Source organism: Lactobacillus johnsonii, from assembly GCF_013487865.1.
GTDB classification, from domain to species: Bacteria; Bacillota; Bacilli; order Lactobacillales; family Lactobacillaceae; genus Lactobacillus; species Lactobacillus johnsonii_A.
This window is the reverse complement of the sequence record NZ_CP047409.1, coordinates 934955-952365: the sequence shown is the minus strand read 5'-3', so window position 1 is coordinate 952365 and position 17411 is coordinate 934955. Positions and strand designations below refer to the sequence as shown.

Below are 17411 nucleotides of genomic sequence, written 5' to 3'. Positions count from 1 at the left end.
TACTCCTATTCAAAAAATGGATAATCTCGTTTATAGTAATGCTCAATAAAATTTAAGTGCTGCTTATTAAAAATATCCGGCAAATTATCTGTCGAAAAATATTTCAACTCTAATGTTTCTAAATCTGGTTTCTTATTCATTTTGCCTACTAGCTCTACCAAGAATTCAATTACGACAGCTTGGGCTACATCCCCATTAGGATAATGCTGGATAAAATCTGTCGAAATTCCTAGCAAAGATTTAACTTTCACTTTCAATCCTGTTTCTTCTAAAAATTCACGCACACATGTCTCTTGAGCAGATTCTCCAAATTCCATTGCTCCTCCTGGCAGACCCCATGACTTAAAATCCGACCTTTTCTGCAACAAAATTTCATCTTGATCGTTGACTAAAACTCCACCAGCAAAATTTAAAATTAGTGGTTCGTGGCCTACCTTTTTACGCAAGTTTTTAATGTAATCTTGTTCCATCTATTTCTTCTCAATCGTGTCTAACATTGTCTCTCCAATATGTCTGAAAGCCAGATCCTCAATTTTTTCAGTATAGTTAAAAATGCCCACTGCAGTAGTAAAAATCAAATATTGTTTTGTTAAGTCAGATAAGTGATAATTAGGATTCTTACTTGAATATCCCGCCAGAAATGATTGAATCAATTCTTCATTCAAATCAAAATCTTGGTAAAACAATTTTATAAAATCTTGATATACTGGCCCTAAACGTGCTTTTTCAAAGTCAATAAGTGCTAGCTTACTATCAACATATTTATAGTTTCTGATGCCCACATCACCATGCAAGACAAATTTTGAATGTTGAGATAATTCAAACTTAATTTTATTTTCATAAGGTAGAAATTTACTAGTAAGTTTCTTCAATCTTCTTTTGTATGAACTTTCTTTAAAAGAATCTATTTCAGCTACGTAATCATCAAACTGTCCATTAACAAGCTTAATTCTTATAAATGGTTTCACCTTTAAATGATATTCTCCTAATACTTGTCCCATCTCAAAAACTAGATTCGAATCAATCTTTTCTCCTATATCTTTTGGTGAGCAATCTTTTAACACTAAAACAAACGTATTATTAAGCAAAAAACCGCCTAAAACTCGATCATTTAACTGATTTGTAACCATCTTTTCAGTGTAATAACCTTGCTCTTTTGCAAATTGTTTTACAAAAATCGATTGCCGATATAAATTACTATAGCCAACAAAAGTGCTGTTAAGTGATTCATGATTAATTTCGTGCAAGTCAGATTTCAACCGCCTATTTAATTGATTAATGATTGTTGACATAGCCAATATCCTTCATAATCGTTTCAATTTCTGCCTTAAAGTTGTTTGGCTAGAAAACTTAGTTTCAGAAATAAAATTGATATAATCTTTTTCTTTCCACCACGAACGCATTTGCTTTTCTCCAAAAGAACTAATATGACGCTGCTTATGGCGTATTAGGGTTTCCTCAAAAGAAATATCAAAATAATATGCAAAAATTTCCTTACCAAATAGCTCCTCTGCTTGTCTAAACAAAGGAAGATACCACTCTGCATTCAAAATGCCTTCAAGGATCACATAATCACAATTTTGACAACCATAATGAAGTAAATCCTCAAATAATGGTAACCCTAACGTGTTTTTTCCATCTTTAACGCGGAGCATATCTCGTCTAACTATATCTTGTGAAATCAGTAAAGTATTACGCGGCAACCATTGATGACTTTCTTTTGCCAGAGTGGTCTTACCACTACCGGAATTACCTCTAATGATAATTAATTTAGACATTCTTATCTCACCTCTTTCATTTGTTGTCAATTTAAGCATTGTGTAATACAATGGTATTACATGAAAGGAGATGTTTTTATGGATAATATGGTTACTCGTAATAGCACTGCTTCAACTCGTGTTTCTAAAAATGTAAAAGAAAAAGCAATAAGAAATTTAGCAAAACGAGGAATTACTCTTTCTGAATTTTTAAGATTTGCTGTTGGAAAAGCAGCAGATGATGATATAGAACTCATTAATTTTCTAGATTCACCTGAAGCTTTAAAAGCAAAAAAAGAAGTAGAAACTGGAAATATTGAAAAAATTGGCACTTTAGACGATCTAGATAATTGGATGGATCGTTTATGAAAAATATTAGAATTTATATATCTCCGACCTATAAAAAAGAATTAAAGAAATTAAAGAGAAAAAATTATCCAGTTGAATTAATTAGTATCTGCCTAAAGGCTATTTTAGAAAATGACACCTCAAAGTTAAGGAAAATGAAGCACCATCAACTAAAGGGAAAATGGAAAGGTTATAACGAATTTCATCCTTCTCGCATTGGTAACTTTAACAATTCTACCTATGACCAATGGATTGTTGTATATTCGTTAAATCATAATGAATTAATTTTAACTTTGGTTACAACAGGAGATCATAAAATTTTAGATAAACATGCTCCATCCAAAATTTAAATATACATATTAAGAGACAACGATCACTCGATTATGCCTGATCGTCTTTTTTTATTTTGCACTTAACTCTTTCTTCTGCTTTATCAACGGAATTATTAATAAAACAATGCTAAAGTAAGCTGCTGATACAAAAAACATTACTTTTAAATTCCCAGCCAACTTCATAATTGCGTTACTTACAAATAGAGAAAGACTGACTAAAATTTCAGCAATAAATGAAACTGTCGAAAGCATAGTAGATTTGTTGCTTTCTCCATAAATTGCTTCATTACTAGTAGCAGAAATCTGTCCTGACATCATCCCAATTAGTAATTCAATTAATAGAAAAAGTGTCAACAACAAATATTTATTTTCTATAATTCCACTCAGAACAAACACCAAAATCATGCACACTGTATTTAATATCGTAATACTTCTTGAACTAGCAAATGTTGATATCCTATTAAATATAAGCGACCCTAAAATAAGTGCACACATAAATAAGGTATAGACAAGAGATAAGTTAAAGCCTAATTTTTCAACGTAGATAATCGACCAATATATTAGAATAAACTGCGTCCCACAATCATATCCAACATTCAGCAACAACAATATCCAGAAATTTCTTTTTTTAAAGAAATTAGCGATATTTTTAATACTATTATTTTTCCGCTTATGTGATGCCTTATTATCCGAAAAAGATAAAAACTGTATCATGAAAAAAATAAACGCAGGATATAATCCTAAGCCAATCAATGCAAACCAAACTGGTGCAGTATCTGTAATTGCAAAGAGCCCGGTGCCAATATTTCCACCTATTAAGGTGGCTAAATTTAGGATGATAACTTGCATCCCCATTAATTTGCTATTCGGAGAAAGATGATTTTGCTCTTGCAAGTCAGTTATATAGGCAATGAGTGTCCCAGAATTAAATGCAAGTCCAATTCCATATAAGAGTTCTGCTAAAGAAAAGAATAAAAAGTTTCTAAACAGAATTAGGATTAAAAAACTACTCGCAATAACTATTGAAGATAAAGATAGAACTTTTAGCCTTCCAATTCTATCTGCTAAATATCCAGCTGGTAGCAACCCCAGCATGATACCAATATTTTGAAAGGATTTTATTGAACTAATATTAGCATTCGGGATACCATTTTTAGCATAGAATAATGAAAATATTCCTGACATTGATGATCGGAATAGTGTAAACACTGCCGTAAAAGTTAAAAATAAAACTGCAATTTTAAAGCTTATACTTTTTGATTTCATAATCATCAACCCCTTTATTTTTTACTGCTACATAAACTTCCTTCTACTCAAAATTTGCTTGCCAATATGGATCATGATATGCCTTAAAGCACATTTCTACCTGTTCACGTGATCCCTTATCTTCACTCAACTCGGGTAAATCATCCAACGCAAAATAACCACTTGCAATAGTTTCATCGTTCTCTTTAAAGCTTCCACCAGCTGGCTTACATAAGAAAAATACTGTACTAATTCCATAAGGATACATTCCTTTATAGTGCTTATTGCTATCGTGAATCGCAATTAATCTTTCAACTGTAATATCAATGCCAGCCTCTTCTTTGATTTCTTTAATCACATTTTCCTTAACTGATAGATTTACCTCACACCAGCCACCGGGAATTGACCATAGGCCATCGCTTTCTTGAACTAGCAGCATTTTATCATCTTTAAAAATAGCGGCCCGAGTTGCAATCTTAGGAGTTTGATAACCTACTTCATTACAAAATAGATTTTTTACCTTCTCAATTGGCAAACCTGCCTTCTCAGTCATCATTTCAGCCGAAATATCGCGGATTTCTTGATACCTCTCAAGATCAAAACTATCTTTTCCATATGTTAATCCAGCTTGCGCTAAACTTTGAAGACGAATAGCCCAATCAACAAGTTTATCTGTCATTATTTTCACCACCTAAATCGAGTACTAACACAATTTCTTCCTCATCTTTTTCTCCGTTCGGAACAAACCCAGCTTCTTTGTATAATTTCTCCGCCCATTCGTTTCCAGGTACATAGGACAAATATATTTTTTTAGCTTCGCCTAGAGGCTTTGCTCTTATATAATCAATAAGTTTATTTAGTGCTTTTTTGCCCAATCCTTTTCCTTGATATCTTTGGTCAATCATAAATCGCCAGATACAATAATTATTACGAGCTACTTTTGGTGCTCCGTCCCAATTGAATACATTAAAGTTAATCATAATAAAACCAACTAATATATCTTTTTCATACACAGCAAAAGTTTCAACTCGTTCATTTTCATTCTGGGTAGCATAAGCTTCTAATAAACTAACTGTATTAGTCGCAACATATGTCTTTTGATTTGCTTTAACTTGAAGATTGACAACATCCCATAAATTTTTGTTTGTTATCTTCTTAAATTCCATACCTGTTCCTCCTGATTTTACTCGTTCTTTAATACAAAGACTTTATGATCATTTTTATCATCTTTCACATACTGAAATCCTGCACGCTGGGCCACATGTTGACTAGCTAAATTATCTTGAGCCGTTCGTAAAATTAAAAATTCTAAATTCAGCTGTTTAAAAGCATACTCTACTAAAAACTCAACCGATTTAGTCATAATTCCTAAATGCTGCGCATCCCCAGAAAGCCAATAACCTACTTCACCTGATCTTTGATTCAATTCGTGCAAATCAATCATTCCACTAGGGACACCATCAACTAAGATAACTAAATTGAATGCTCCCCCAGCAACCATCTTTTCTTGAAACATTTTAATTGATGCAGCTTCATCTTTAGCAGACTTAATTTTTTCAGCCCACTTTAAATATTTAGAAAATTCAACAAAATTCTTTTGAAGTTGATCAAACAGAGAAGCGGCTTGCCAGACTTCTGGTAAAACTAATTCAATTTTCTTATTTCCAGTTGAAAAATTATGTAAAACAAATGCAATATGTTTCATATCCGCAGCTCCTCTTCTCTTAACGGTTAAACTACATTAAATTTTACTTAAATTCATTTAATATTTCAAGAGTAAAATCATAATAATTATTCATAAAAAAAATAAGCAGAGATCCACTAACTAATCTCTGCTTATCGTAATAATATACTTTTATTTTATTAAAAACTCACTAACTAATTTTAATACTTCAGGTCTATTTTTTCCGTTAAACATGTGACCCTCATCTGGAATTAAATGGAGCTCACTTTTAGGCAAAAGTGTATGGAATTTTCTTGAGGCATTAGGTGACACAACTTTATCTGCTAAGCCATGAATCAATAAAACTTCCCTATTATAATGTTCTGCTGTTTGATAAATCGGTAATAATTGAGCAGTTCTAAAGTAAGCTCCGCCCACTTCAAAACCACCAACATTGACAGTTTCAGGGATATGCATTGGATCATAAGTACTGTCCTGACAAACTCCATCTAAAGCATCAGATTTAAGAGTTGCTGCAGGAGCGAGTAAAGCCAATTTTTCAATAACATCTCGATAATATCCAGCCAGCATTGACGCTACTACTCCACCTTGCGAGTGTCCCACTAAATAGATATGTTTTGCCTTAACAGTATTACGAACATAATCCAATATTTTTATTCCATCTAGGATTTCGCTGTAGACAGTCATATCTTCAAATTTACCATCACTTTTTCCGCACCCATCAAAGTCAAACCGAATTGTTGGAAGGCCTTGATCATTTAAGTAGTGAGAGAGAGCATACAAAATCTTACTGTCATCATAACCCAAATCACCTTTAAAACCATGCATTAAAATAGCAATCGTATCATTTTCAATCTTATCGGTTCCTTCAAGTAAACCATGTAAGTTTAGACCATCACGTTTAATTGTAATCTCCATTTTCTTCACCTCAAGTTAATTATAGTTTATAACTTAGGTTCAGCGTAATTACTAGCGATTAAATAGACGAGAAATAAAACCTTTTTTCTTATTTTCTTGCTCTTTTTGCTCAGTTAACTTTTCAACTATTATCTTATTCTGTTCAACTTGAGCTTTAAGTAAAGCAGTCATATTATCTTGCTGCTTTTCATCTTTATGCATTCGTTCATAGTGCTTTCTAATTAATGGCTCACCAATGAACTTATCAAACTTGTCAATATCAAGACGCATTCCATTACCGTATTGCTCAATTGCAATACCGCCTTCTCGTGGGAACATATTAAAGTAATTATCTAGAGTTTGATTAATATTCTCATATCCATTAGCTTTAAAATCATTAAAAATAGCTTTTGAAACATGGAAATACTTATCATCTCCATCAGTAAACGCAATATGTTCATAATGATCATCAAGAATTAACATTTTCCATGTAATACGGTTGCGATCAATTTTATAATCGTAGTTAGCTCCTAAAATATTCTTTAGGCGATCATAATAGCCATATTTCTTCAACAGATTTCCTAAGATTTCTTTCGTTAAGCTCAAATAATCTTCGATTAGATTTGCCTCTTCTTCACCTGTAAGATGTACTAAACGCTTATTGAGTTCGGAAACTACATAGCGATAAATATGGTCATTATTATCATTAATTAACATATTATAGTTAATTTCTTGTTGATTTGATGGAAGCCATGGAGCTTCAAAGGATAAGTAATATACACGCTTGGTAATTTCTTCAAGATTGTTAATTTCTTTACTACCCGCATTATGATTCATGGCAAAGATATTAATATTATGAATTCCTTTAATAGTATTAGACCATTGTTTAATTGCATTAAGAGCCACTTTACTATGTAAAAAATTACTATTTAATTCATCGACAATCATCGGAGAAATAAAACGTTGAGAATGCAAATAATTGTCTAAAAATCTAACTGCTTTATCGGTTCTAGCACCATTACCATCATTAATTTCAGTGTATTGTAAACTATGGGACTTGTCTCCAGTAAACTTTTTAAAATAATCTCGTACCAATAAAGTCTTCCCAGTAGTGCCTCTTCCAATTAATACCATCGAAAGAGGAATCTGATCAGCACTTTTTGAAAAATTAGATTTACGATAAATTTCACGAATTTTCCAAATCATTGGAGCAGTCATCAGATAAATAAATGCAGAGAGTGCCTGGTGACTTTCATCTTTTACCTTATTCAATTTAAAGCTTTCAATAATTCTAACAAAAGTACGAACATCATCCTCACTAACTATGTCCGAATTAACTTCAAGCGAATGAAATAAATTAGTGTTTGTATCTTCAACAATAATATTATTATCTTTATAAGCCCAAACTGGTTTAGGATATAGAGTGCTAGCTTTTATTACACGGTTTTGAGATGCATCACTAAAGTCTTGATAGACAATTTTTTTAACTTCTTCACGGACCTTTTCTTCATTTCTTCGTTTATTACCCTTTTCCGTAAAAAGTTGCTTAGCTACTTTTTGAACAGTCTCAGGATGGAGCTCATAAGTTTCTTCTTTTCTAGCCACATCCTTAGTAAGCTTTACAATATCCTTCGGATTTACTTCAACAATATTTTGTTGAACTTTATCTACTACTTCATCTGCAATAATTGCAGTAATTTGCTTTTTAGTTTTACCATATAGATTATTGATAATTTTTCTATCTAAGTATTCAACACTATCTTCTTCGAAATTCTTCTTAAAAAGCTTTTGATGCTCTTCATAGATTTTTAAATCCTGTAAATCATTCTTTTTACCTTCATACATCCAAAGCATTTCATGATTTTGCTTTAAAGCTTTTTTAGTAAGATTCATTGAACCATTGAAGATAATAAAATCAGTTTCATTTTCAATAATGAAATATTTACTATGAAAAAGTTTATCCTTAGTGAATCTTAAATTTAAAGTTTGATTTTCAATTCGATCTAAAAAGTCCGAATCTCGGCTTAAAGACAATAGCTGCTTTACTTTATTAGAGACATTTAATAATTGATCTAAATTCTTACCAATTTTCTGATCTTCCATCCCTAAAATTAGATCAATCTGTTTAAAGCGTGGCAAAAGTTCTTTCTCTATTATTTTAAAACTTCCAACAAAACTAACTCCTTTAAAAGAGTCATATCCTTCGACCAACTTAAAGAAATCTGGTTGTTTAAGCATTACATTGTTCTTTAAATCATAAAGTGTTAGCATATTTATCCCCTTTCTTTTTATTTTTTCGTACATATGTTCGCATTATTTACATAGAAATTATATCATAGTTTTTAAGATGAAAAAATAAACTAAGAATACCTTTTCTTAGTTTATTTTTATCTTTAATTTGTTTTTCCAAAAATTAATAAAAAATAGCCACTGTAGTTACAACACCGATTATCATAATTAATCCAAAAGTAGTTAATTTACTGAATTTTCTTGTTAATAAAAAGTAAGCTAATATTATTTGAACCAGCTCTGCACTAATCTGAATTATATTAAGATGGACTCGTATACTAAATATCCAACAAATAGTCACGATCGCAACTATTGCGATACCATACCATTTTAAAGCGATATTTTGAAACCAATCTTGAAAAACAAAATATACGGTGGCCAATAAATAAGGGACAAGCATATGCACTCCTAATTCCATTCCTCTTCCTCCTTTTGTAAGGTCGCTTCTGTCTAATGACTGTTAAGTTAAAAACTATGATCGAAAATCATATATTACTTTATAAAAATGTTTTTCTAAAACTTACTTTTCCTCTAAATAAAGCTCACGTAAACGATCTCTTAATCCAAGTGTCACATCCAACACATTTTTCACATATGCATCCATGTTTAGATACTGCTCGTCGATTGTAAGTAATACCGTATCAAAAAAGGAATCAGAAGCAGAACTCAAGATTCGCATATTACTCCTAAAGGTAAGGTTTTCACCTGCATTTTCAAACTTTTTATCACGTTCTGCTCGATAAGAAGAAAGAATGGAATTAGACGCTAAGTAATCTTGACGAATTACTTCTAACTCAACACCTAAAATATATAAAACGAATAAAACTACAAAACCAGTACGATCTTTTCCTTCGGTACAATGAAAAATAGTTGCTCCATCCTCTTTTTCGGCTAGAATAGTTAAAACTTGGCGAACTGTATTTTGATCATGCGCTTTAACAACATGGCTGCTATAATGATCACACATCATTTTAAAAGCAGCATGGGGATCATGATGATATAGATCATATTCTCGTGATAAATCTTGAATCCCGCCTAAAGTACCTTCTTCTTCAGAAAGAGGCAAGGAAATATTTTTAACACCTTCAATTTGCGGATCGGGATGGTCTTTACTTTCACTCTTTGATCGCAAATCAATGATTGTTGTTAAACCGTAATTTTTTAAAAACTGAATATCCTCATCAGACATACGGGTAAGTGCTCCCGTTCTAATTAGCCGGTGTGTTTTTATCTTTCTTCCATCTAATCCCACTATTCCACCCAAATCTCGGGAATTAAGAATACTATTAACCGGCAATAAGGTTGTTGTCATGAATTATCCTCATTAATTACCTTCTCTATTTCTGGAGCGATTAAACTTTGCTGAACTTTCATATCTACTGCATAATAGGTTGAATCAATACATTCATCCCAATACTCAATATGTTTCTTATCTATATAACTTTCTGATTCTTCAACCTTCTGACCATTCTCGCCTTGGACAGAATACCAGTAAAAATATGTATAACCATCTTCATTCTTTTCACTAAAGACAGTCTCAACATACATTTTTTCAGCAGCCATTGTTTTAACTGTATCGACGTGATGCTCATTTAAGAAATTCATCCACTCCTGAGCTTTTTCCTCTTTACCTTTCTTAATCCGAAAGCGAGTTAATTCAATTTGTGTCATTTTCTATCCTTCAATCTTTTTTCCATCAATATATTTTCGCCTTTTATTAATTTCCATCTTTTTAAGAATATCTTCGCCAAGATCGCTTCCTACCATTTCGGAAATTCCTAAAAGAAAAATTGCAACATCTGCCAATTCTTCATTGATGTTCTCCGGATCATCCTTTAGCCATGCCTGAAAAAGTTCATTTACTTCTCCGTATAATGAAAGAAGTTCAAACTTAATATCAGTAGTATTAAAATTATGGTTTTTCTTATTTTCAAGGATAGCTTTTTGTAATTTTTTAGTGTCAATAAGCATTTTTAATCCTTCTTGCTAAAATGTTCTTCAATATAGTCCTTAACGCTTACATTTAATAAAGATAAGCTATTTAATTTTACGTAGACATTTTCTAAAAGAGACTTTACATTATTAAATCGATAAAATTCTATCAGATCTGGTGCATAAGGATTAAAATCAAAACTTTTTATCCAACTAATAAAATCCTCATTAGAAATTTTTTGATTTTTAAAAGCTTCTATAAAAACATCTGATAATCGATACTCTTCTCCATCAATAAAGCGTCTATCTACCCTATTTAACATTTTGTAAGTTGATGATAGAAAGAGATGTGCTATTTCAGAATCAAAGTTATCGCTCTTCATTCCATCCGCAATTGCATCAGAACAATGAGCAACTGCATGAAACCAACCATACTTTTTAGAGAATCCCTTAAAATCAGATTCTTTAGACAAATAAACTAGTAAGTTTTTGAACAATTCTTTCTCTTCAGAATCGGTTAAAATTTTGAAGTATTCTGATTCTGAGTCATTAGTGACTTTAATGATTAAATCCCAAAATAAACAAGTAAAGGATCTGGTCAGTGTAGGAATTCCTGTTTCATCAATTTTATAAAATAAAGTATTCTTTGTTTTGATTTTCTCTATCATAAAATGTGCTTGATCTAATGAAAAATTTTCTTCTAAAAATCCTTTTCCAAGACTATTGCACACTAGAGAATCCCTAATTAAACTGTCCGGATCCCCAATATGATTAAGCATCCAGTTTATTTCTTCATTTGTGTATATAGGCGTAGACTCAGGTAACTTATCTTTCAGTTCTTGTATCTTCATAAGCCTTCTCTGTATTATTATCGATCTATTTTATCTAATTCAATCTTCAACTTTTGCTTTAGTTCTTCAAGCTCTTTATCATTCAATACATTCTCTGCACTATACATTTTTTCTCGTGGATACCACCATACTGGTCCCTTGCCATGGTAGCCGTATTCTCCTAAATCTCCGCTTACTCTTGGAAACAAATGCCAATGCAAATGAGAATCACCGTTTCCCAGCAATTCATAATTCATTTTTTCACATTCAAAAGCTTTTGAGACTGCTTCACCGACTAACGACATTTCTTCTAAGAAAGCTTGCCTTTCAGTCAAATCTAACTCATATAGTTCATTTTTATGTTTTTTATAAAGAAAAAGCGTGTAGCCCTTAAAATGTTGATTATCACCCAATACCACATAACCTGTTTTTAACTCTTTCACAAAGAATTTATTCTCATTATTTTTAATCATTTCAATTCGTTCACAAATTAGACACATAGATTTTTCCCATTCCTTGTTTTTAAACTTCTTCAAAAGTCGTAATTTTTAAAAATACGCAGAGCTTGTAATGCTAACTTTAATCGAGGAATGTAGCCCTGCCAACTATAGTCATTTCTTCCTTGATTATATTTATACTCAAAAATTAAAAATGAAACAGAAACATACTTTAGTTCAATATTTTGTTGGTTACATATCAACGGCCATTCTACGTCCGTTAGTATTTCTTTTGAATTTTGAATAATAGTTTTTCCAATTTTACTATTGAATACACAACATCCAGCTAAAATATCAAGATGACTAATTTTCAAAATATCGGCTGCTACTTTATTAGTAATCTGTTCCGTTTCTGTCCAAGTATCTGGATATGTTAAAAAAGTAGCACAATCTCGACCAATTATTTGATATTCATTTTCTACTTCCAAGTTGTCAATAAAAGTGATGAATTCATCTCTTCTATTTAAAATAGCAGTAATTATTTTATCAAAATCACAATACAGATAGGTACAGTCTTCTTTTTTATGAGCTAATGCAAAAGCTAATACTTTTCTTCTTGCATCAGCTGCTCCATGAGCTGGTATAGTTATAAAATTAATGTTATTTTCTTTAAAACTATCTCGGATATTTTCTGAAGTAACTGTACTTACACTTAAATAAATATTATCAAAGCATTTTTTTAGATGATTGATTACATTAATAAGTTCACTATTCATAATATTTGGATGATGAACAGTAGATATCAAAATTTTTCGCATAATATTTATCTCAATTCCATCGTATCTTGTGAAAAAACGACAGGAAATTCATCTGACCACTTTTCAGTAATGGTATTTACTCTTTCAAAACCAAATTTCCTGTATAAAGCTTTTGCTCGTTCATTATCAGTAAATACTTCTAATCTAACGGGTCTCTCTAACTCAGTTAAGACTTTTTCAATTAACTCAGTCGCAATTCCCTTATTTTGGTGAGTTGGGTCAACATAAATAAAATTCAAATTACCTGGCCGAAAACCAATAAATCCAGCTAATACACCGTCCTCAAACGCTACATAAATTTTACAAGACAAAAAATAATCTAAATATGGTGCATCCCGTAATGGTAGAAAAACCTCCTCCAAATCTTCACTCTGAAGTTCTTGTTTTCTTGCTCTATCCATTACTAAGCACAACTCATTAAAATATTTTTGTTCATAAGATTTGATCTCTAGACTCATTTTTAACCTAATTCTATTTACATTAATTATTTTTTTATTTATTATTAATCTACCATAATTTTATATTTTTACAATAGTAAACTGGAGCTGATTAAATGAAAAATAAAATAAAGTACATCCTTGCAGCCATTATTTCAATAGTCGGTATTGGCATATTAATTTTTGTCTCATATTTACAGATACAAGATCACGCTTCTACTAGATCTATTATCTGGTCCATAATCGAAATTATCCTTTTGCTCAGTGCTGCTTTTTATTACTTTAGAAGTGCAATTAAAAATACCAGCGATGATAAACATAATGAAGAAGATTCTAAGTTAAAAATAATTGAAACAAATTCAAAAGCAAAAGCAAAATCACTAGACTTTATCAGCAATCTAAGTTTTTGGTGTGGTATGCTATTAATGATTTATGCCTCACATCAATTAAAAGATGCCCCTCAATTTTCGTATATACTTTTTGCTATTTCAGGCACTTTAACAATAATTTGGCTAATTACCTTAGTAACTCAACTTTTTTATATTGTTAAATACGGGAGAAAATTAGATGACACAGAAAAATAAATTATTAACTTTATCTTCCTTAAAGGATTTGATTATCGAGTTGGGCAAAATAGTAATAATCTTTCTGGAGGTCAAATTCAGAGAATTGAGATTGCTCGAGCTATTTTAGCTAAAAGACCAATTTTACTTGCTGATGAAGCAACCAGTGCGTTAGATAATAAACTTTCATTGCCAATTCATAAAACACTTCTAACTAATCCTAACTTTGCAGTAATTGAAGTAGCCCATAAAATTTCTGATCAAGAAAAGAAACTTTTCGATAAAATTATTGATCTAAGTAAATAAAATATAGTAAAAAGGTACAGCCACTATATATAGCATCACTGTACCTTTTTAGCATATTTTCACTTATTTTCTAACCACTTTATAACGATTGCCTCTATCTTCTACTTGTTCTTTATCAGCGGGATAACCAATTGGCACGAGTACAGTAGTTTCATAACCTTCATCCATTCCCAATTCTTTTTGGAGTTCAGGAAACTTATTTAGTGCAAATACTCCACCCATTACATAAACTGATCCTAAACCTAAATCTGCTGCTTCTACCATTATATTCTCAGCAGCTACAGAAGCATCCCTTTCACCAAAATGGCTGTCCTTTTTAGTATTAATCATAAATATTAACGGTGCATTATAACAAGAATTGTTTGTACTATTTTCTATCTTTTTAAGTAGTTCTGGTTTTGTAATGACGCTAAGTTCCATGACGTCTGTTTGGTGCATAGCACAAGGTGAAGCTTGAAAAGCATCAATTAGCCTTTGAATTTTTTCTTCTTCTACTTTTTCATCAGTATATTTTCGAATTGCTTTTCTTTCAAAAATTGCGTTCATGATGTTCTCCTTTCAAGGTGAAACTATTTACCATCTATATAAGTTTATTTTACTCTCTCATAGAGAAATTGTAATAAAAGATCATTAATTGAATCTTTTGATAGTTATTTTTTCTTCTTCTACCTATCTTTGTTAGAATGACGGTGAAAGCAATATTTTCAAAGAAAGGACGATAGTTATGGATATTGAAAAAGAGGTATCTAAACCAATCTTTAAAGCTACTTTATTAGCAATTTCTCTCTTCATTATGATGCCCTCTGTTATTTCTCCTGCCCTTCCCTTAATGGAAAAAGCCTTTCCTAATATTCCTCGTGTTATAGTGGAATTACTGACCACTATTCCTAATTTTGGAGAAATATTTGGTCTTTTAATAAATCCCTTTCTAGTTAAAAAAATTGGCAGAAAAAAGGTAATTTTAATTGGATTAGCTCTAGTTGGAATCTGCGGAACTTTACCAGTAATTGTTAATAGTTTTTGGCTAATATTTATTCTCCGGATCTTGCTTGGATTTGGTATCGGGATTTATAACTCCTTAGCCGTAAGTTTAATTATGATGATTTATGAAAATCATAAAACTGACCTCAATCGCCTATTAGGTTTCCAAAACATTATGAACGATGTTGGCTACATCGCTTCTGCCTTTATTATTTGTTATCTAGTAACATTATCTTGGCACGCAGTTTTCTGGGTATACATTCTTGCCATTCCCGTATTTTTTATGTTTGAACACTTTATTAAAGTTCCTAAGAAAACTAAGCATTCTTCTGGAAAACATTTTTCCCTTTCTAATATAAAGCAAACTTTTAATTCAAACATTCTTTATCTCAGTATCCTTACACTTTTGATTTATATTTTCTACATGGCTCTTGCTTACAAACTTCCTAGTTTTATCGTAGATTTTCATTTAGGAAATGAAAGTATGGCTTCGTTAATGCTAGCAGTAATTGCTATTACTGGTATTCCACGTGGCATCGCATTTAATTGGCTTTATACTAAACTGCACCAGTGGGTATGGGTTTTATGTATGGTTTTAAATGCGCTTGGATTTTATTTAATCAGTAGTGCAAGAAATACCTATGTGCTAGTAGTGGGATGTATTGTACTTGGAGCAGGTTTTGGAATTGTGATGCCATACATCTTTAAGGCTATCTCCTTAAGTGTTCCTGACCAATTAAGTAATCTTGCTACTACGTTATGCTTAATTATGATGGACATTGGTGCTGTAATTTCTCCATTTGTTATTTCAATCATTGCTAAGAATTCAGATAAAGCTCTACTTTCTTCAGCTATCTTCTTTGGAATCATAACCTTAATTGAAGTTACTAGAAATATGTACGCCAATCTAAAGCATAAGCATTAAATACTTTAATATTAATCTAAAAAATGCTGCTAAATCTTAGGAAAATATATCCTGTTTTAACAGCATTTTCTTTTGTTGTATTACTATTGAATTATATTAATTTATCGCATCGATAAGTTTTGTCTCGGCATTAAACTCATACTTATATCCACTAATTTTTACAAGCGGAAAGCCAGATCCTCTTTGTCCCATTATTAGTCCAGATGCAGCAGCTAGCATGTCGCAAATAGTTTCCACATTATTCTTTTTTCTAAATGTTGTCCTCCGTAATCCATTAATTCCATACAAGCCAACCGCTACTTGAGTAGCCCCAACTTTATCAATTCGTCCATCACTATCCGTAATAATTATCGCTACTTTGGCGCCAAGCTGCTGCTGTATTCTTACACCAATATTTCGTGCTATTTTATCACAGTTATGTGGTAATGATAGAACAATATCATCTTTGTACTTATCAACTCCACCACTAGTTAAAAATAAGCCATTTGGCAAGAAAGCTCCAATAAAATTATTCTCTATTCGTAGTTTTTTACCAGTTGGATCTTGTGTTTGATCAATAATTACCTGAATTAATCGAGGATCTTTTCTAGGCAACTTTTTATGAATATTTTTAGCTAAATTAGAAGGTATTATTGTATTTAAATTTATAAAATTACCTTCTGCTTTCGAAAGAAGCTTAGACGCAATACAAAGAATGTCTCCATCTTTAATTGAAAATTTTTCGTTTTTGATTGTATCAACTATTATTTGCGAAATATCACATTTTGATGTAATTTTTGGAAAATTACTTAATTGTTCAATTGTTATCATTAGCTATCTTCTCATAAAAATATTTAATAAATCTAAATTTTGTGCTATATTTAGCCTAATACTTCTTTTATTTTAGTAAAGGATTAAGAATAAAATGACCAGTAAAATCTTAAAAATTAATTCAAACACTTATCAACTATTTGAAAATAACAAGAATGTTGGCACAATCTCTACTTATACCAATGATTATCATAATCAAAATTGCTATCTCAAATTTAATCTTTTTGTATATCCAACATACTCTCCCTTTTCTTTAATCATGCAAGATAAAAAGAAGCCACTACAAGTTATGCTTGATTCAACTGAAAAGTCTTTAATCAATTTTTTAACTAAAAATGGCTTTCAATTAAAAAGACGGTGTTTTTCATTAACTGTTAAAAAAGATAATATGAAATTGCTTCCTGAAGAAAAAATAACTATTCAAAAATTCGATATGCACAATAATAAATATTTAGACTGTTGTGATTTTCTATACCAATATTATAAAAATAGTCATAAAGTTGTGTCACCACTAACTACCTCAAAAGATCAGTTTATTAAAGAAGTTCCTACTAAAACAGGATATTATCATCTTAATGAAAATTTTCAAATTGAAAATATTATTTTTACTGAAAATAATGAGATTGCTTATATTTGTTCTACGAATCCAAAAACATGTCCTAAGTTCATTCAAAGCGTGCTATTAGATATGTTCAGTTCTTTCGAAAGCATATTTTTTGAAGCAGACGATACTGATTGGGCAGCAATGGACTTACTTCATCAATTTGATGTAGATGTAACTCAAAGTTACAATACATATATTTTGAACATATGATACCAA

Annotated in this window: 23 protein-coding genes and 2 pseudogenes; 6 read left to right on the top strand and 19 right to left on the bottom strand. The window is 31.1% G+C overall.

The window, feature by feature from the left end:
• Nucleotides 1–5: 5 nt before the first annotated feature.
• The 3 genes and pseudogenes from GTO82_RS04530 to GTO82_RS04520 all read right to left on the bottom strand — a co-directional run bounded on the left by GTO82_RS04530 (nt 6) and on the right by GTO82_RS04520 (nt 1778).
• Nucleotides 6–470, bottom strand: a complete 465-nt coding sequence (locus tag GTO82_RS04530; protein ID WP_180873988.1) for an NUDIX hydrolase — start codon at nt 468–470, stop codon at nt 6–8.
• Entirely contained in the window at nt 471–1292 is an 822-nt protein-coding gene (locus tag GTO82_RS04525) for a phosphotransferase (RefSeq protein WP_180873986.1), read from the bottom strand.
• Nucleotides 1276–1778: pseudogene (locus GTO82_RS04520) on the bottom strand (kinase). Before GTO82_RS04520 ends, GTO82_RS04525 begins: the two are co-directional and overlap by 17 nt.
• 78 nt (nt 1779–1856) lie before the next feature.
• Here GTO82_RS04520 and GTO82_RS04515 point away from each other — a divergent pair.
• Both GTO82_RS04515 and GTO82_RS04510 read left to right on the top strand, forming a co-directional pair.
• Nucleotides 1857–2126: a RelB gene (locus GTO82_RS04515; protein ID WP_180873983.1), complete on the top strand. Its 270-nt coding sequence runs from the start codon at nt 1857–1859 to the stop codon at nt 2124–2126.
• Nucleotides 2123–2455 carry a type II toxin-antitoxin system YafQ family toxin gene (locus tag GTO82_RS04510; RefSeq protein WP_260983189.1) on the top strand — a complete coding sequence of 111 codons (333 nt, stop codon included), beginning with the start codon at nt 2123–2125 and terminating at the stop codon, nt 2453–2455. Before GTO82_RS04515 ends, GTO82_RS04510 begins: the two co-directional genes overlap by 4 nt.
• A 51-nt stretch (nt 2456–2506) precedes the next feature.
• Here the strand turns inward: GTO82_RS04510 and GTO82_RS04505 are convergent, their stop codons facing one another.
• The 14 genes from GTO82_RS04505 to GTO82_RS04440 form a co-directional block, all read right to left on the bottom strand.
• Complete coding sequence (locus GTO82_RS04505) at nt 2507–3703, bottom strand: MFS transporter (RefSeq protein ID WP_260983188.1); 1197 nt, start codon at nt 3701–3703, stop codon at nt 2507–2509.
• Between the two features lie 43 nt (nt 3704–3746).
• Nucleotides 3747–4361, bottom strand: coding sequence for an NUDIX hydrolase N-terminal domain-containing protein (locus tag GTO82_RS04500; RefSeq protein WP_180873979.1), 615 nt, complete (start codon nt 4359–4361; stop codon nt 3747–3749).
• Nucleotides 4351–4848 carry a GNAT family N-acetyltransferase gene (locus GTO82_RS04495; RefSeq protein ID WP_180873977.1) on the bottom strand — a complete coding sequence of 166 codons (498 nt, stop codon included), beginning with the start codon at nt 4846–4848 and terminating at the stop codon, nt 4351–4353. Before GTO82_RS04495 ends, GTO82_RS04500 begins: the two co-directional genes overlap by 11 nt.
• A gap of 17 nt (nt 4849–4865) precedes the next feature.
• The gene (locus GTO82_RS04490; RefSeq protein ID WP_180873975.1) at nt 4866–5387 is read right to left on the bottom strand and encodes a GNAT family N-acetyltransferase; all 522 of its coding nucleotides are present in this window, start codon (nt 5385–5387) and stop codon (nt 4866–4868) included.
• A gap of 150 nt (nt 5388–5537) precedes the next feature.
• Nucleotides 5538–6284: an alpha/beta hydrolase family protein gene (locus GTO82_RS04485; RefSeq protein WP_180873973.1), complete on the bottom strand. Its 747-nt coding sequence runs from the start codon at nt 6282–6284 to the stop codon at nt 5538–5540.
• Nucleotides 6285–6335: 51 nt separating this feature from the next.
• Nucleotides 6336–8534 (bottom strand): phospholipase D family protein, encoded by a 2199-nt coding sequence (locus GTO82_RS04480; RefSeq protein WP_180873972.1) that lies wholly within the window; start codon nt 8532–8534, stop codon nt 6336–6338.
• Between the two features lie 142 nt (nt 8535–8676).
• Complete coding sequence (locus GTO82_RS04475) at nt 8677–8970, bottom strand: hypothetical protein (protein WP_180873970.1); 294 nt, start codon at nt 8968–8970, stop codon at nt 8677–8679.
• Between the two features lie 102 nt (nt 8971–9072).
• On the bottom strand, nt 9073–9864 hold the full coding sequence (locus GTO82_RS04470; RefSeq protein ID WP_180873968.1) for a tyrosine-protein phosphatase: 792 nt from the start codon (nt 9862–9864) through the stop codon (nt 9073–9075).
• The gene (locus GTO82_RS04465) at nt 9861–10223 is read right to left on the bottom strand and encodes a DUF6176 family protein (protein WP_180873966.1); all 363 of its coding nucleotides are present in this window, start codon (nt 10221–10223) and stop codon (nt 9861–9863) included. Before GTO82_RS04465 ends, GTO82_RS04470 begins: the two co-directional genes overlap by 4 nt.
• Nucleotides 10224–10226: 3 nt before the next feature.
• Nucleotides 10227–10523, bottom strand: a complete 297-nt coding sequence (locus GTO82_RS04460; protein WP_180873964.1) for a MazG-like family protein — start codon at nt 10521–10523, stop codon at nt 10227–10229.
• Between the two features lie 2 nt (nt 10524–10525).
• Nucleotides 10526–11335 (bottom strand): DUF2785 domain-containing protein, encoded by an 810-nt coding sequence (locus tag GTO82_RS04455; protein WP_180873962.1) that lies wholly within the window; start codon nt 11333–11335, stop codon nt 10526–10528.
• A gap of 17 nt (nt 11336–11352) precedes the next feature.
• A complete protein-coding gene (locus GTO82_RS04450) occupies nt 11353–11814 on the bottom strand; it encodes an HIT family protein (protein WP_180873960.1) in 462 nt (153 codons plus the stop codon).
• Nucleotides 11815–11846: 32 nt separating this feature from the next.
• On the bottom strand, nt 11847–12569 hold the full coding sequence (locus GTO82_RS04445; protein ID WP_180873958.1) for a hypothetical protein: 723 nt from the start codon (nt 12567–12569) through the stop codon (nt 11847–11849).
• A gap of 5 nt (nt 12570–12574) precedes the next feature.
• Nucleotides 12575–13027 carry a GNAT family N-acetyltransferase gene (locus GTO82_RS04440; RefSeq protein WP_260983187.1) on the bottom strand — a complete coding sequence of 151 codons (453 nt, stop codon included), beginning with the start codon at nt 13025–13027 and terminating at the stop codon, nt 12575–12577.
• Between the two features lie 95 nt (nt 13028–13122).
• Here GTO82_RS04440 and GTO82_RS04435 point away from each other — a divergent pair, with 95 nt between their 5' ends.
• Together GTO82_RS04435 and GTO82_RS09835 are read left to right on the top strand one after the other, a co-directional pair.
• Complete coding sequence (locus tag GTO82_RS04435) at nt 13123–13590, top strand: hypothetical protein (RefSeq protein WP_180873956.1); 468 nt, start codon at nt 13123–13125, stop codon at nt 13588–13590.
• A gap of 21 nt (nt 13591–13611) precedes the next feature.
• A pseudogene (locus tag GTO82_RS09835) lies at nt 13612–13875 on the top strand (ATP-binding cassette domain-containing protein); the annotation flags it as partial.
• A 63-nt stretch (nt 13876–13938) separates the two neighbouring features.
• Here GTO82_RS09835 and GTO82_RS04425 read toward each other — a convergent pair.
• Nucleotides 13939–14421: a nitroreductase family protein gene (locus GTO82_RS04425; RefSeq protein ID WP_180873954.1), complete on the bottom strand. Its 483-nt coding sequence runs from the start codon at nt 14419–14421 to the stop codon at nt 13939–13941.
• 178 nt (nt 14422–14599) lie between these two features.
• Here GTO82_RS04425 and GTO82_RS04420 point away from each other — a divergent pair, with 178 nt between their 5' ends.
• Nucleotides 14600–15781, top strand: coding sequence for an MFS transporter (locus tag GTO82_RS04420; RefSeq protein ID WP_180873953.1), 1182 nt, complete (start codon nt 14600–14602; stop codon nt 15779–15781).
• 96 nt (nt 15782–15877) lie between these two features.
• Here GTO82_RS04420 and GTO82_RS04415 read toward each other — a convergent pair whose 3' ends face one another.
• Complete coding sequence (locus GTO82_RS04415; RefSeq protein ID WP_135960390.1) at nt 15878–16591, bottom strand: coenzyme F420-0:L-glutamate ligase; 714 nt, start codon at nt 16589–16591, stop codon at nt 15878–15880.
• Nucleotides 16592–16685: 94 nt separating this feature from the next.
• On the opposite strand from GTO82_RS04415, the gene GTO82_RS04410 reads away from it, so the two are divergent.
• Nucleotides 16686–17405 (top strand): GNAT family acetyltransferase, encoded by a 720-nt coding sequence (locus tag GTO82_RS04410; RefSeq protein ID WP_260983186.1) that lies wholly within the window; start codon nt 16686–16688, stop codon nt 17403–17405.
• Nucleotides 17406–17411 lie beyond the last annotated feature (6 nt).

Coding starts and splice junctions, on each gene's coding strand:
- GTO82_RS04465 (WP_180873966.1), bottom strand. CDS start 10,223: ATGACACAAATTGAATTAACTCGCTTTCGGATTAAGAAAGGTAAAGAG.
- GTO82_RS04510 (WP_260983189.1), top strand. CDS start 2,123: ATGAAAAATATTAGAATTTATATATCTCCGACCTATAAAAAAGAATTA.
- GTO82_RS04485 (WP_180873973.1), bottom strand. CDS start 6,284: ATGGAGATTACAATTAAACGTGATGGTCTAAACTTACATGGTTTACTT.
- GTO82_RS04515 (WP_180873983.1), top strand. CDS start 1,857: ATGGATAATATGGTTACTCGTAATAGCACTGCTTCAACTCGTGTTTCT.
- GTO82_RS04460 (WP_180873964.1), bottom strand. CDS start 10,523: ATGCTTATTGACACTAAAAAATTACAAAAAGCTATCCTTGAAAATAAG.
- GTO82_RS04470 (WP_180873968.1), bottom strand. CDS start 9,864: ATGACAACAACCTTATTGCCGGTTAATAGTATTCTTAATTCCCGAGAT.
- GTO82_RS04495 (WP_180873977.1), bottom strand. CDS start 4,848: ATGGAATTTAAGAAGATAACAAACAAAAATTTATGGGATGTTGTCAAT.
- GTO82_RS04480 (WP_180873972.1), bottom strand. CDS start 8,534: ATGCTAACACTTTATGATTTAAAGAACAATGTAATGCTTAAACAACCA.
- GTO82_RS04420 (WP_180873953.1), top strand. CDS start 14,600: ATGGATATTGAAAAAGAGGTATCTAAACCAATCTTTAAAGCTACTTTA.
- GTO82_RS04490 (WP_180873975.1), bottom strand. CDS start 5,387: ATGAAACATATTGCATTTGTTTTACATAATTTTTCAACTGGAAATAAG.
- GTO82_RS04530 (WP_180873988.1), bottom strand. CDS start 470: ATGGAACAAGATTACATTAAAAACTTGCGTAAAAAGGTAGGCCACGAA.
- GTO82_RS04455 (WP_180873962.1), bottom strand. CDS start 11,335: ATGAAGATACAAGAACTGAAAGATAAGTTACCTGAGTCTACGCCTATA.
- GTO82_RS04440 (WP_260983187.1), bottom strand. CDS start 13,027: ATGAGTCTAGAGATCAAATCTTATGAACAAAAATATTTTAATGAGTTG.
- GTO82_RS04445 (WP_180873958.1), bottom strand. CDS start 12,569: ATGCGAAAAATTTTGATATCTACTGTTCATCATCCAAATATTATGAAT.
- GTO82_RS04410 (WP_260983186.1), top strand. CDS start 16,686: ATGACCAGTAAAATCTTAAAAATTAATTCAAACACTTATCAACTATTT.
- GTO82_RS04415 (WP_135960390.1), bottom strand. CDS start 16,591: ATGATAACAATTGAACAATTAAGTAATTTTCCAAAAATTACATCAAAA.
- GTO82_RS04450 (WP_180873960.1), bottom strand. CDS start 11,814: ATGTGTCTAATTTGTGAACGAATTGAAATGATTAAAAATAATGAGAAT.
- GTO82_RS04425 (WP_180873954.1), bottom strand. CDS start 14,421: ATGAACGCAATTTTTGAAAGAAAAGCAATTCGAAAATATACTGATGAA.
- GTO82_RS04435 (WP_180873956.1), top strand. CDS start 13,123: ATGAAAAATAAAATAAAGTACATCCTTGCAGCCATTATTTCAATAGTC.
- GTO82_RS04475 (WP_180873970.1), bottom strand. CDS start 8,970: ATGGAATTAGGAGTGCATATGCTTGTCCCTTATTTATTGGCCACCGTA.
- GTO82_RS04505 (WP_260983188.1), bottom strand. CDS start 3,703: ATGAAATCAAAAAGTATAAGCTTTAAAATTGCAGTTTTATTTTTAACT.
- GTO82_RS04500 (WP_180873979.1), bottom strand. CDS start 4,361: ATGACAGATAAACTTGTTGATTGGGCTATTCGTCTTCAAAGTTTAGCG.
- GTO82_RS04525 (WP_180873986.1), bottom strand. CDS start 1,292: ATGTCAACAATCATTAATCAATTAAATAGGCGGTTGAAATCTGACTTG.